The organism is Blautia sp. CAG:237, from assembly GCF_000436615.1.
Classification (GTDB): domain Bacteria; phylum Bacillota; class Clostridia; order Lachnospirales; family Lachnospiraceae; genus Blautia_A; species Blautia_A intestinihominis.
This window is the reverse complement of sequence record NZ_FR886689.1, coordinates 1-13,669: the sequence shown is the minus strand read 5'-3', so window position 1 is coordinate 13,669 and position 13,669 is coordinate 1. Positions and strand designations below refer to the sequence as shown.

The window sequence follows — 13,669 nt, the reverse complement described above, 5'->3', positions numbered from 1 at the left end:
TTCAGATGCTCTGGTAACTTGTTGCCGAGTAGTTCACTGGATAAAAGCGTTGAAGACTTCTATAATAAATATAGTATGTTTTGGACTTAAGAAATCTTATTCAGCTTCCAGACCTACATGCAGCACTGTAGCGACTGGAAGCTTTTTTTAATACAGGAAGGAAAAGAATGGAAATTTTTACATCTCTTGCAGCAACTCACCTGGAGGATCCTGAGCGGCTCAAAGGTTATCTCAGCAAGATCATGGTCTCCAGCAATCATCTCCTTTCCCTGCTCAATGATGTGCTTGATATGAGCCGCATTGAGAGTGGCAAAGTCAAAATAGAAGAAAATGAATGCAGTATTCCTGTAGTGATGCATGACCTCCGAAATATCTTTCAGTCAGACATCAAGGCGAAGCGATTGGATTTCTTTATTGATACAGACGATGTTGTGAATGAAGATGTCATCTGTGACAAACTGCGGCGGAACCAGACTTTGTCGATGTAGTACTGATGGATGTCCAGATGCTGGAAATGGACGGCTACGAAGCAACAAGACGGATCCGAAGACTGGAAAATCAGGAGATCGCATCGAAGCTGATCATAGCCATGACAGCCAATGCCTTTGAAGAGGACGTACAGGAGGCACTTAAGGCAGGAATGAATGACCATATGGCCAAACTGATACGGATCGAAACACTCTATGCACTGATGAAAAAATATTTGTAAAATATTACATTGACTAAACAAAAATTCAGTGATATGATAAAGAAAAAAGTACGGGAGGAATTCATCATGAAAACACTTGAAACTAAAAACGCACCAGCAGCAATCGGACCATATTCACAGGCAAAAATGGTAGGAAACTTCGTATTCGCATCAGGCCAGATCCCGGTAGACCCGGCTACAGGCGAAGTTGCAGGCGACAAGATCGAGACTCAGGCAGAGCAGTCCTGCAAGAACGTTGGAGCAATCCTCGAAGAAGCTGGTCTTACATTTGACAACGTTGTAAAGACAACATGCTTCCTTGCTGACATGGCAGATTTCGCTGCATTCAATGCAGTTTATGAGAAATACTTCACAAGCAAACCGGCTCGTTCCTGTGTTGCTGTAAAACAGCTTCCGAAGAACGTTCTGTGCGAAGTAGAAGCAATCGCAGTAGCAGAATAAATCATAAGAAATACAGCACAAGAAGGGGATGTTTCGACACCCCCTTTTTGCGTTGCAGGAGAATAAAATGAAAGACCATCATGTGAAATTAACGGAAACAGACCGTGAGATCCTGAAATCCTACAGCACGATGCTGGAAGGGCTGTCCATGTATCTTGGGGAAGGGTACGAACTGGTGCTTCACAGTCTGGAGGATTACTCAAGCTCTGCGGTTAAAGTAATTCATGGGCTTCACACAGGAAGAACAGAAGGCGCGCCTCTCACAGACCTTGCACTTGATCTTCTGGAAGAGATGCAGAAGGAAGATGCAGATAGCCGCGGGATTACGTATTTTACTCACAATAAGAAGGGGGAACCGCTGAAATCCGTGACGATTCCTGTCCGCGGAGAAAAAGACCGCATCATCGGACTGCTCTGCATCAATTTTTATCTGAACACACCATTCTCAGAATATATCAGCAACTTCGTGGCATGCGGCTTGAAACCACAGGAGCAGTACGAAAACCGCAAAGAGAATTTTTCCTCCAGCAGCGTGGAACTTCTGGAAGACATGGTAGAGGAGATCCGACGCGAGGTCATTGAGGACAAAGACATCCCGACCTCCAACCGAAACAAGGAGATCATCCAGAGACTTTATCAGAAAGGCGTCTACAACATGAAAGATGCGGTAGTCAGGACCGCGGAAATCCTTGGAATCAGCAAGAATACGGTGTATCTGCATTTGAGGAATCTGGAACAGGAATAGAACAGGAGGCAGCATGGCAAAGAAGAAATTTTATGCAGTAAGACAGGGAAGAAAGACCGGGATGTTCCTTACCTGGGACGAGTGTAAGAAGCAGGTGATGGGGTATCCGGGCGCGATATATAAGAGTTTTGGGACGGAAGCGGAAGCGAAGGAGTATCTGGGGATTAGGCAGGAGGCAGGTATATCTGGTGCTTCTGGCTCTGGTGTGGGAAGTGTGGTGGCTGCAAATGGGATGCAGGCAGACAGTAATGCAGCAGACGCAGTAGAAATCTACGTCGACGGAAGTTACCACGCAGGCACGAAAGAATTTTCTTACGGAATGGTCGTTCTGATCGATGGAAGAGAAGAAAAGTTTTCACAGAAAATGTCCGACCCGGAGCTGGCACAGATGCGAAACGTGGCTGGTGAGATCAAAGGAAGCGAGGCGGCGATGCAGTACGCTCTGGATCACAAAATTCCCTCTATTATCATCTACCACGATTATCAGGGGATTGCGAGCTGGTGCAACGGCGACTGGAAGGCAAATAAAGCCGGGACGATCGCGTATCGCGATTTCTACCAGAAAGCGAAAAAGAGTGTTCATATTGAATTCCGCAAGGTTAAGGGACATTCTAATGATAAATATAATGATATGGTGGATGAACTTGCAAAAGAAGCACTTGGAATCCATTGACAAAATCTGTCAAAAAGCCTTATACTATCACTGACTCTGGCATGACCAGAGCAGAACTTTTTGAGGAGGATATTATTATGAAAAACAACAGCAGTATCAAAACCGTAGTTGCTGTCGGAATCGGCGCAGCACTGTTCTTTGTACTCGGACGTTTTGTTGCAATACCGAGCCCGGTACCAAATACAAACATCAGCCTTCAGTATGCAGTACTTGCACTTCTGGCTGCTATGTACGGACCGGTTGCAGGCGGACTGATCGGTTTCATCGGTCACGCTCTGATCGATCTTTCCTGGGGTGGAAGCCCGTGGTGGAGCTGGGTTATCACATCTGCATTTGTCGGTGTGGTCATCGGATTATTTGCCAAGAAACTCAACGTTCAGGACGGCGAGTTCGGTAAAGGCAAAGTTGTAGTATTTGTAGTTTCCAACGTGATCGCACACGTGATCGGCTGGGTAGTTGTAGCTCCTGTTCTTGACATCCTGATCTATGCAGAACCGGCAAACAAAGTTTTTGCACAGGGTGTGTTCGCAGCAGTTTCCAACAGCATTACCGGCGTGATCGTAGGTGGACTTCTTGTTCTGGCATATACCAAGACCATTGCAAAAAAAGGTTCTCTGGATATGGAATAAGATGGTTGCTTAAAAGTAATAAAGCCTTCTCATATGGCTGTTCTGGCTTGTGAAAAGGCTTTTTCTATTGCATTTGTTATTTATTGTGAGTATTAAATTTGAGGTGTTTAAATGACTGAAAAAAAATCCCCTGTTATTTCATTCAAAGATTTTTCATTCCAGTACCGGGCGCAGAAAAAGCCCACACTGACCGGAATCAATCTAGATATTTATCCGGGCGAAAAGGTGCTGATCGCTGGCCCATCGGGAAGTGGTAAGAGTACACTCGCTGGTTGCGTGAATGGTCTGAATCCTTTTTCCAATCCAGGCGAGTGCAAAGGTACGCTGACAGTAGATGGCGTAGATGCACCGCACAGCAGTATTTTTGAACTGTCTGCACATGTAGGAACTGTTCTGCAGGACCCGGATGGTCAGTTTATTGGTCTGACTGTCGGCGAGGACATTGCGTTTGCACTGGAAAACAGTTGTACACCTCAGGATGAAATGCATGAAATTACGAGACATGCCGCAGAATTGGTAGGAATCGAGAATCATCTGGATTATGCACCGCATGAACTGTCTGGCGGACAGAAACAGAGAGTCAGCCTTGCAGGAGTCATGGTGGATCAGGTAAAAATCCTTCTGTTTGATGAGCCTCTGGCAAATCTCGATCCGGCCGCCGGTAAACAGGCAATTGAGCTGATCGATGAGATCCAGAAAAAAACAGACACGACGGTTCTGATCATTGAGCATCGTCTGGAAGATGTCCTCTGGAGAAATGTTGACCGTATCGTACTGGTGAACGAGGGAAAAATCCTCGCGGACATGACGCCAGATGAACTTCTTTCTACAAGTCTGCTTGCAGATAACGGAATCCGTGAGCCGCTTTATGTGACTGCCATGCGTTACGCAGGAATTGATATTACAAAAGAGAAGAAACCTGCACACGTAGATTCTGTTGTGCTGGACGATATAGACCGTAAGAAACTTCAGGATTGGTTCGAGGCACAGCCGATTCAGGAAGATGCAGGAGAACGCGAAAAACTCCTGGAAGTCCGCAACTTAAGCTTCGGTTATACGAAAGACCATCAGACACTGCGAAATGTAAGCCTGTCGATCGATAAAGGTGAGATGGTCAGCATTGTGGGACGAAACGGTGCAGGAAAATCAACATTTTCCAAGCTGGTCTGCGGATTTGAAGACCCGGATTCCGGAGAGATTTCCTTCCACGGAAAAGATCTGTTGAAAGAAAATATCCGTCATCGTGCGAAATACATTGGATATGTTATGCAGAATCCAAACCAGATGATCTCCAAGACAATGATCTATGACGAGGTAGCACTGAGCCTTCAGAAATCTGGAATGGCAGAGGCGGAAGTTCACCAGAAAGTAGAAGATACGCTCAAAATCTGCGGGCTTTATCCATTCCGAAACTGGCCGGTATCGGCATTGAGTTTCGGTCAGAAAAAGCGTGTGACGATTGCAAGTGTACTTGTGCAGGACCCGGAACTGATCATCCTGGATGAGCCGACTGCAGGACAGGATTTCAAGCATTATACAGAGATAATGGAGTTTTTGCGTAAGCTCAATGAGCGTGGAGTGACGGTTGTTATGATCACGCATGATATGCATCTGATGCTGGAATATACACCAAGGGCGCTTGTGTTTTCAGATGGACAGCTGATCGCAGACCGCAGAGCTTCTGAAGTACTCTGTGATCCGGAACTGATCGAGCGTGCCGCGCTGAAAGAGACAAGTCTCTTTACACTGGCAAACCACTGCGAGATCACACCGCCGGAGGTATTTGTAGAAAGATTTATCGGAGAAGACAGGGAGGTGAGAAGCCATGGCCGCTAAGACTGTATTAAACTATCTGGACCGCGACAGCGTAGTACACAAGATGACAGGAACTACCAAGCTGGCATTTTTCCTGCTGTTTACGTTCGCAAGCATGATCACTTATAATATCTGGGTGCTGCTGGGGCTTTTTGCAGTTAGTCTTGCAGCGTTTAAGCTCAGCAAGATCAAATACCGCGAAGTGCGGTTTATGATGATCTTTATGCTTGTTTTTTTGCTTTTGAATAATGTGTTTATTTTCCTGTTCGACCCGAATCAGGGAACGAATCTGTATGGAACGAGACATGTGCTTTGTCATTTGTTATGGAGATATGATGTGACCGCGGAGCAGATGTTTTATATGCTGAATATCTCTCTGAAATATTTCGTGGCATTGCCGGTAGCGATTCTGTTTATTTCTGCGACAAACCCGAGTGAGTTTGCAGCGAGTTTGAATAGTATTGGGATTTCTTATAAGGTGGGGTATTCTGTGGCGATCGCACTTCGGTATATTCCGGATATCCAGAGAGATTACCATAGTATCAGCCAGGCGCAGCAGGCTAGGGGTGTGGAACTTGGGAAAAATGAGCACTTTTTTTCCAGGTTGAAGAACTCTGTCAATATTTTGTTGCCACTGATACTGACAAGTCTGAATCGCATTGATACAATTTCCAATGCGATGGAGTTGCGTGGTTTTGGAAAAAATAGGAAACGGACCTGGTATACCAGGAGGCCGTTTGCAAGACGTGATTTTATTGCCCTGGGGCTGGGCGTGGTGCTGTTGATTGTAAGTTTGACTGTAACTATTAAGTTTGGACGGTTTTATAATCCTTTCATATAGTAAGGGTACTAACTTTGCTGGGAATGGAAACTTAAGGTAGTTGGATGGGTGTTGGATTTACTGGGAAAACGGAAATTAAGGGTATTGGGATGACTGGTAGAAGAGTAAGTATATATTGGATCAAGAGAAATTTAGGTGGAAAATGGCCTGTAGAAGAGTAAGGTGTCTGGGAGTCCATAGAGCGACCGAAAATAGATGGTTTGAATTGCAATCATTTCTACTCAGGTCAATACAAGCTTTAAAATTAGATGCTGCAGCCCCTGGAATCTTGATTTACGACCAATAAACCAATAGTATGCTAAAATGGCAGGACATCTTCTCCATATAAAAGAGAAGAATCCTGCCATTCTTACATATTGCGATATCATTCATACGAAAGTCTTCTGACCTGAAACACCAAGAGAATTTTTCAAAGGGTACTACATAAGAAAAAATTCCCGTCAAACACCCAGCCCAGGGGTGGCGAGGGGACGGGCGACGTCCCTTCGCGATTTTCTTACATTCCAAATGTAAAACAAATCCCCCAGGGTACACACCCTGAAAAAACCAAATGTCAATGAAATTAACAGGTCAAAGGGCAGTCCCCTTTAATTACTGAATTGCAGCCTTCTTAACCTGCACCAGTGCCTTCGCCACCGCCGGAATAGAAATCACAATTACAGTAATAATAGCTTCTGCAACCAGATAGCTATAATTATACACAATAGGATAAACCGCAGTCAGAGATTTCGGGAAATTTTCCGGCATATAACTCATCCAATACAGATATCCCCCAAGTGCATGAAACGCACCCCTTGCGATAACCGCCGCAATATATCCCTTAAGCAGTCCATGGCTCTGCTTTGCAAAAAATCCCGCAACGCCAAGTGCAGCAAACGCAAGAATATAATCACAGCAAACCTGGAAGAAGGAAAGTACATATGGCTCCTGGATAAACTGCAGGATTCCATAAGCAAGACCGACAGTAATACCGGTTCCAACACCATACCAGTTAGCAACCAGTACAATGAACAGCATACTGCAAAGAGTAACACTTCCACCCCACGGCAGAGTAAAAATCTTCAGATAAGAAGTAACAAAAGCAAGCGCCATTGCCACAGCACAGAACACAAGCTGCCTTGTAGTAAGCTTCTGTTTCTCTGAATGCTTGCCTGCAAAATAGATCGCAGCCAGAAACAGAACGATTCCGGCGATGATCGCGATGGCATATCCGGCTGTAGTCAGCCCGCCGTCACTTGTAACCATAAAGTTAAACATAAAATAAGACCTCCCTCGTCTTCGATTGAAAACAAAGGAGATCATAAATCTCATCTAACGCATCCCTACGCTGGCATTATCCAAATCAGGTTATGGGTCGAAGTTGAAAACTTCCTCTCAGCCTGTCATACAAGCTCCCCTGTTATCAATCCGTATGTAAATTAAAAATCATCTGAATCTCCAGATATGCTCATTATAAACAAATGAAAGGGCAACGTCAAGTTTCAAAAATTTTCCACTTTTTTAAAAAGTTACTATCTGTAAACTCACCCTTTTCAATGGTAGAATTCTATCATCAGATAAAACAAACGGCCGTAACAAAAAACAACTATTTTGCATGTATCAGGGAGGAAAAATAATATGAAACGTAAAGTGGTAGCAGCGGGAATGGCAGCGATGATGACATTTTCAGTGATGGCAGGAACAGGCGCAACGATCGTAAAAGCAGATGACGAAGTGACCTTAAAGGTCTTCTCAAACCTTCCGGACCGTAAAAACGGACAGGGACTTGTAGAGCAGATGATTATATGGAAGAAAATCCAAATGTCACCATCGAAGTAGAAGCACTCGATGAGGAAGCCTACAAGACAAAATTCAAAGCCTATTCCATGGAAGGCATGCCGGATGTTGTAAGCATCTGGGGACAGCCGGCTTTCCTTGACGAAGTTCTTGACGCAGGAGTTCTTGCGGAACTGAATCAGGATGATTACAAAGACTACGGATTCATTTCCGGTTCCCTTGACGGATTTATGAAAGACGGAAAACTTTATGGACTTCCAAGAAACACAGACGTAGCAGGATTCTACTACAATCAGAAAATGTTCGAAGACAACGGCTGGGAAGCATCCATGGCACTGAATGAAGATATCCCGGAGGAAATCCGTACAAATATCCGCGTATTTACCATGCTGGTGATTGACGGCGGCAAGGGAACAGCAACTGACATTGCTGCATGGAACGGCGGCGGATATGCAGTTTCTGCTGATTCCGAAGTCAAAGAAGAAGCTGTAAAATTCCTCAATTACATGTACCAGCCAGACAAACTTTCCAAATATGGATGGGAAAACGGTGTAGGAATGTCTGCACAGGATCAGAGCGCATACATGACCGGAGATGAAACAGAACTCCAGATGCAGTTTGTAGACGCAGTCAACAATGCAACAAGCGTATCCGGTACCCCGATCAACGACTGTGGACCGTCTGCATTCAAGACAAGCATTGAAAGCGAGATCCAGAGCGTATCAAACAGAAGCATCAGCCTCGTACTTCCGGGACTTTTGTTATTCTTTTTTGCAATCCTCGCACCGATCTGTCTGAGTGTGTACTACGGATTTACGGAATATTCCGGAATGGGAACAGCGACCTTCATCGGAATGGAAAACTACAAAAAACTGATGACCGACAATGTAATCTGGTCCGTACTGATAGTACTGATCTGGCACGGCTTTGGATGGGGCATGCTGATCTATTACACAGGGTTCAAAAACATCGACCCGGTTCTCTATGAAGCAGCAACGATCGACGGAGCAGACCAGAAAACGACTTTCCTCAAGATCACACTTCCACTGATGAAACCGGTCATTCAGGTAAACGTGACCATGGCAGTCATCTCCGCATTAAAACAGATGGAGACAGTCTATCTTCTCACAAACGGCGGACCTGGAAACAGCACACAGTTTGCGGCAAACTATCTGTATCAGCAGGCATTCAGATCTTTCCGCTGGTATGGCTGGTTGATTTTTCACTCGCAAGCAGCACGGAAATGTTTACAAGCGGACTTCTCATCATCCCGCAGAAGATCCAGTGGGGAAATTATGTCAAAGCATTTGTAGACGGACACTTCCTATTATATCTCAAGACCATCGCGATCTATCCGGAAAACGGCATCCGCCCGTATCTTCGCTGTATGGACGGAAGCACCTATATCAATGACCTGGATGTGGTGCGGAGTACGGATATTTATGGGGAAACCCTGGCAAGCAAAAATGGCATGGTGTGGAAAAGTGTTCCGAAAGGCAACGGCGATACGTATCTTACCAATCGTTCTGATAAGATCGTGCTCTATCGTGAGATTTTTGATCTGACGCAGAAAAAAACGCTGGGCTATATCGCAATCGGTGTCAGCCAGGAATATTTCCAGAATCTGTGCCAGAATATCACCAAAAATGAAAAAGAGAGCGTCCTCATCCTGGACAAAAACGGCGGAGAGCTTGTCAAGACGGGAACTCTTCCGGAGAAACTGGAAGATTATCTGACGGGCGAAGATTTTATCCAGCAGAATTATAAAGAACGTGAGAAACATTTTACTTACGGAGATCATGAAGTGATCTGCACACAGACGGACAAAAACTCCAGTATTGTCTGCAAAGTCGTCCCGGCATATGGTCTGCAGATGCAGGTGCAGGATATCGCCTATATGCCGTTGATCTTGCTGATCGGTATGCTGATCGGACTGATGCCGCTTTTGATGATCATTTCAAATCTGGTGACCAAGCCGCTGCGCAGGCTGTGCGAAGCGATCAATGAATTTTCTACCGGTGATTTTGAGCAGCAGGTAGAGGTCATGACACACGATGAAGTAGGAGAAGTGGCGGAATGTTTTAACAAGACCACCGGAGAGCGAAATCACGGCGGCAAGCTGAAACCGGAATACCGCAAACGCTGGGCAGAATATATCTGCCGATATATCGAAGAATACAGGAACAGAGGCTATCACGTCACCAAACTGACGATGCAGAACGAGCCAAAAGCAGTTCAGACCTGGGATTCCTGCATTTATACAGCAGAAGAGCAGAAAGAATTTCTCCGGGATTATCTCTGACCGTCACTTAAAGCACACGGCCTGGATGACATCGGGATTTATCTGTGGGATCACAACAAAGAGCGTGTTTTTGAATGGGCAGAGACGATCATTGATACAGAGACGACCAGTATGATCCGTGGAATGGCATTTCACTGGTACAGTGGAGATCATTTCGAAGCACTGCGCATGATCCGTGAGAAGTACCCGGACAAGCAGCTCCTTCTCTCAGAAGCCTGCATTGAATACAGCAAGTTTTCTGCAGACGATTATCTGAACAATGCACAGAAATATGCCTACGACATGATGGAAAATCTCAACGAAGGGATGAACACCTTCCTCGACTGGAACCTGATCCTGAACGAAGAGGGCGGTCCGAACCATGTAGGAAACTTCTGTGATGCGCCATACCTCTTTGACCGTGACAGTAAAGAACTTAAAGAAAGCAATATCCTCGGCTATCTCTGGCATTTCACCCATTTCCTTGAGCCGGGAGCAGTCCGAATCGGCGTGAGCAGATACACCGACAAACTTGAAGTAACAGCCTTCGAAAAAGATGACAAGATCACCTTCGTCATCCTGAACCGGACCGATGAAGAACTCACAGCACATATCCGCCTCGGAGAATACTGTACAGAGATTACTGTTCAGCCGAAGTCCATCGGGTCCGGCGTGATGACGGAGTGGAAATAAATTAATAGTTGACATTTCGATAACTATGGCATATGCTAATAATAGCTAAGAAGTGAGGATAAACTTCCATAAGGCAAAACGAAAACCCCCAGAGTTGCCGCTCTGGGGGTTTTCTTGCTCGTTAACGGTGAGCTGTTCCGTTTAGGCTGTTGCTGCCTATCGTCTTCCGCTCAGCCATTTGCATATGTAGTAGCTAGCTACGTTTGCTAACACGGAGACAAGAAATGAGGATAAAAATTCTTCCATAAGATTCACATCCTTCCTGCTGGAGGGTCGGCAGCATTTATAGTATAACACAAAGAAGAACAAAATGGGCGTAAAATATAAAATGTTTAGTACTGAAATATCAAAATGTAATCTTTAACGTTTTCAAGTTTTTTGACTTTAAACCCCAAAAGCACTTGTGTTTACAGGTTACTATGAGCTATACTGAAATGGTATCTGTCCGGAGCCTTATGTTTCGGGCGTATGTGAAAATTGGGAGAGGGTTTAAATTATGATTGTTACTTTAATTGAGAAAATTTACAGCTTTCTGTGGGGAAATCTGGTGCAGATTCCGCTGCCGGGAGGCAGTTCACTTGGAATTTCACTGTTGATCATCCTGCTGATTCCTACAGGAATCTATTTTACGATCAGGACACGTTTCCTGCCGATCCGTCTGTTTCCGGATATGGTAAGTGCGCTGGTTGAGAAGAAGAAGGACAAAAACAGCCTGTCATCGTTCCAGACACTGGTCGTATCGACAGCGACCAGAGTTGGTATGGGAAATCTGGTCGGCGTGGTTGCGGCGATATCAGCCGGAGGAGCCGGGGCAGTGTTCTGGATGTGGATCACAGCACTGGTCGGTTCGTCCACCGCCTTTATCGAGGCGACACTAGCACAGCTCTACAAAGAAAAAGACCCGCTGTATGGCGGTTACCGGGGCGGTCCGGCATACTATATCCATGCATACATAGAAGAAAAACAGCGCAAAAAGAGAAAGAAAGTCGTGCTCTCTGTATTATTTGCAATCTCCGGTCTGATCTGCTGGTGTGGTATCAGCCAGGTTATCAGCAATTCTGTTGTTTCTTCCTTTAAGAATGCATTTTCTATTCCGCCGATCTATACGACGGTTGTACTGGTTGTAGTTGCAGCAGTGATCGTGCTTCGTAAGAATGCGACAGTCAAAGTGCTTGATATGGTCGTGCCGGTAATGGCAGTGTGCTATTTTGCAATCACAATTTTAATTATTGTGATGAACATTGGAAGCCTTCCGGGAGTTTTTGCAAGGATCTTTCAGGAAGCATTTGGACTTCGTCAGGCGGCAGCCGGCGGTTTCGGCGCAGTACTGATGAATGGAATCAAGAGAGGTCTGTTTTCCAACGAGGCAGGTTCCGGCTCTGCACCGTGTGCGGCAGCAGCGGCAGAATGTGATCAGCCGGTTAAGGCAGGACTTGTACAGGCACTTGGTGTTTTTGTAGATACGATCGTGATCTGCAGCTGTACTGCAATGATCATGCTCCTCGCACCGGAAGAAAAAGTCGCAGGACTTTCCGGAATGGATCTTCTGCAGACGGCAATGGAACATCATCTCGGAAGATTCGGCGTGATCTTCATTGCAGCGACACTGTTCCTGTTTAGTTTTTCCACCTTCCTTGGAATCCTGTTTTATGCGAGAAGCAATGTGGCCTATCTTTTTGGAGATAACTGGGCATCCCAGACTGCATACAAAGTTCTTGCACTTATTATGCTGTTCATCGGCGGTCTTGCGGCCTATACTTTTGTATGGGACCTTGGCGATGTGGGAATCGGCCTTATGACAGTCTTCAACATCATCATCCTGTACCCGCAGGGCGAAAAAGCATTGCGAGAGCTCAAAAAATACGAAGAAAGCAAAAAAGCAAAATAAATCAAAAGTCTTCCGGAACAAAAATTCTGGAAGACTTTTTTTATAAAAAACAAATTTGCAAAACTCTGGAGTATACTGAAAGTATAAACAACAGAACATACTTCTGAAGGAGGAAACATGATGGAAAATTTAAAGACAATGTGGAAAAAGACAGCGTGTGCAATTATGATTGTGGCAGTATTGGTCACTGGAATCCTGACACCGGCACAGACGACACAGGCGGCAGTTTACAGTTGGATGAGGACTGCAAAAACAATGTATCTTAACAGGACGATCAACGGAACGGCAAGAAATAATGTAAAACCGACGCTGATGGATCCATATGACTGTTATGACGATTATTTTTATGTGAAAATTCCGGCAAGAATGGAACTATATCTTTCCATTTCTGTAGAGGGAACTTCTCCGTTTGATTTTATCAGAGTTTATAATAACAGTGGAAATGAAATCGGTTCTGTGTACAGTGGATGGGCTTATAACAGAAGCTCAAATAGATGTTATATCAAGATAAAAATGAATTTAAACGGCGGTTCTTATTATATCCGTCAGGCAGATATTTATAGATCCAACAGCGAAAAACACCGCTATTCCGTACGGCTTACCGGTCAGTTTGCAAATGCAGTTTCCTTCAGCGGACTCAGAAAGGCTTACTCCGGAGCCGCGAAATTAACATGGAGACGATTCAGTGGTGTAGATGGCTATGAAATCTTCCGGAGCACTTCTGCCCGTGGCACTTACAGACGAATTGCAACCGTCGGAAGAGGAACTACTTCCTGCACAAACCGCGGACTCAGAAGAAACGCCAGATACTACTACAGAATCCGTGGCTACAAAAACATAAACGGAACAAGAGTATACACAAAAACTTCTGCAACAAGATCTGTCAGAGTATAGCAAAATAATAAAATATCTGTATATCCCAGGCATCCGGCTTTTCGAAACCGGGTGCCTGATTTTGAGTTCACCTGCTTAATGCGACATCCCATTGGTTTTTGCACAGAAAAATAGTATAATTTTTTCAGCAAAACTTAAAGGGGAAGAAGGAGCATATATGGCGTCGACATTCGAAAAAATGATACAGGATTTCAGCAAAAAAGACACAACGAAACTTCTTGAATAACTGCGCGCCGCATTCTCGTTACTTCTAGTATTTCATCCTTTAATTAACTCGACTTTTT

Annotated in this window: 13 protein-coding genes, 4 pseudogenes and 1 riboswitch; of the genes and pseudogenes, 16 read left to right on the top strand and 1 reads right to left on the bottom strand. The window is 44.9% G+C overall.

What is annotated here, in order from left to right; translation table 11 throughout:
• The first annotated feature begins 167 nt into the window (after positions 1-167).
• From QZL69_RS02775 to QZL69_RS02740, 8 genes are all read left to right on the top strand, one after another.
• Complete coding sequence (locus tag QZL69_RS02775; RefSeq protein WP_022213700.1) at positions 168-488, top strand: sensor histidine kinase; 321 nt, start codon at positions 168-170, stop codon at positions 486-488.
• Positions 489-493: 5 nt separating this feature from the next.
• Positions 494-709: a response regulator gene (locus QZL69_RS02770; RefSeq protein ID WP_291517979.1), complete on the top strand. Its 216-nt coding sequence runs from the start codon at positions 494-496 to the stop codon at positions 707-709.
• 66 nt (positions 710-775) lie between these two features.
• Entirely contained in the window at positions 776-1,150 is a 375-nt protein-coding gene (locus tag QZL69_RS02765) for a RidA family protein (RefSeq protein ID WP_022213698.1), read from the top strand.
• Positions 1,151-1,217: 67 nt separating this feature from the next.
• Positions 1,218-1,895, top strand: a complete 678-nt coding sequence (locus tag QZL69_RS02760) for a helix-turn-helix transcriptional regulator (protein WP_022213697.1) — start codon at positions 1,218-1,220, stop codon at positions 1,893-1,895.
• Between the two features lie 13 nt (positions 1,896-1,908).
• Positions 1,909-2,568: a ribonuclease H1 domain-containing protein gene (locus tag QZL69_RS02755; protein WP_022213696.1), complete on the top strand. Its 660-nt coding sequence runs from the start codon at positions 1,909-1,911 to the stop codon at positions 2,566-2,568.
• A 77-nt stretch (positions 2,569-2,645) separates the two neighbouring features.
• The gene (locus QZL69_RS02750; RefSeq protein ID WP_022213695.1) at positions 2,646-3,197 is read left to right on the top strand and encodes an ECF-type riboflavin transporter substrate-binding protein; all 552 of its coding nucleotides are present in this window, start codon (positions 2,646-2,648) and stop codon (positions 3,195-3,197) included.
• A gap of 111 nt (positions 3,198-3,308) precedes the next feature.
• A complete protein-coding gene (locus QZL69_RS02745) occupies positions 3,309-5,033 on the top strand; it encodes an ABC transporter ATP-binding protein (protein WP_022213694.1) in 1,725 nt (574 codons plus the stop codon).
• A complete protein-coding gene (locus QZL69_RS02740) occupies positions 5,023-5,853 on the top strand; it encodes an energy-coupling factor transporter transmembrane component T family protein (RefSeq protein ID WP_022213693.1) in 831 nt (276 codons plus the stop codon). Before QZL69_RS02745 ends, QZL69_RS02740 begins: the two co-directional genes overlap by 11 nt.
• Before the next feature lie 591 nt (positions 5,854-6,444).
• On the opposite strand, the gene QZL69_RS02735 is transcribed toward QZL69_RS02740, so the two are convergent.
• A complete protein-coding gene (locus QZL69_RS02735; RefSeq protein ID WP_022213692.1) occupies positions 6,445-7,110 on the bottom strand; it encodes an energy-coupled thiamine transporter ThiT in 666 nt (221 codons plus the stop codon).
• 42 nt (positions 7,111-7,152) lie between these two features.
• Positions 7,153-7,261, bottom strand: a riboswitch (TPP riboswitch).
• Between the two features lie 209 nt (positions 7,262-7,470).
• On the opposite strand from QZL69_RS02735, the gene QZL69_RS02730 reads away from it, so the two are divergent.
• The 8 genes and pseudogenes from QZL69_RS02730 (at position 7,471) to QZL69_RS02700 (ending at position 13,385) form a co-directional block, all read left to right on the top strand.
• On the top strand, positions 7,471-7,671 hold the full coding sequence (locus QZL69_RS02730) for a hypothetical protein (RefSeq protein ID WP_022213691.1): 201 nt from the start codon (positions 7,471-7,473) through the stop codon (positions 7,669-7,671).
• Positions 7,638-7,883: pseudogene (locus QZL69_RS14075) on the top strand (extracellular solute-binding protein); the annotation flags it as partial. The gene QZL69_RS02730 and the pseudogene QZL69_RS14075, both read left to right, overlap by 34 nt.
• A gap of 456 nt (positions 7,884-8,339) precedes the next feature.
• Positions 8,340-8,840, top strand: a pseudogene (locus tag QZL69_RS14070) (carbohydrate ABC transporter permease); the annotation flags it as partial.
• Positions 8,816-8,968 (top strand): annotated as a pseudogene (locus QZL69_RS14065) (carbohydrate ABC transporter permease); the annotation flags it as partial. The pseudogenes QZL69_RS14070 and QZL69_RS14065, both read left to right, overlap by 25 nt.
• Positions 8,969-9,016: 48 nt before the next feature.
• A pseudogene (locus QZL69_RS13810) lies at positions 9,017-10,384 on the top strand (HAMP domain-containing protein); the annotation flags it as partial.
• A complete protein-coding gene (locus QZL69_RS02710; protein ID WP_291517981.1) occupies positions 10,361-10,603 on the top strand; it encodes a glycoside hydrolase family 30 beta sandwich domain-containing protein in 243 nt (80 codons plus the stop codon). The pseudogene QZL69_RS13810 and the gene QZL69_RS02710, both read left to right, overlap by 24 nt.
• Positions 10,604-11,099: 496 nt before the next feature.
• Positions 11,100-12,491, top strand: a complete 1,392-nt coding sequence (locus QZL69_RS02705; RefSeq protein ID WP_022213687.1) for an alanine/glycine:cation symporter family protein — start codon at positions 11,100-11,102, stop codon at positions 12,489-12,491.
• 117 nt (positions 12,492-12,608) lie between these two features.
• Positions 12,609-13,385, top strand: a complete 777-nt coding sequence (locus QZL69_RS02700) for a fibronectin type III domain-containing protein (RefSeq protein ID WP_291517972.1) — start codon at positions 12,609-12,611, stop codon at positions 13,383-13,385.
• Positions 13,386-13,669: the final 284 nt, after the last annotated feature.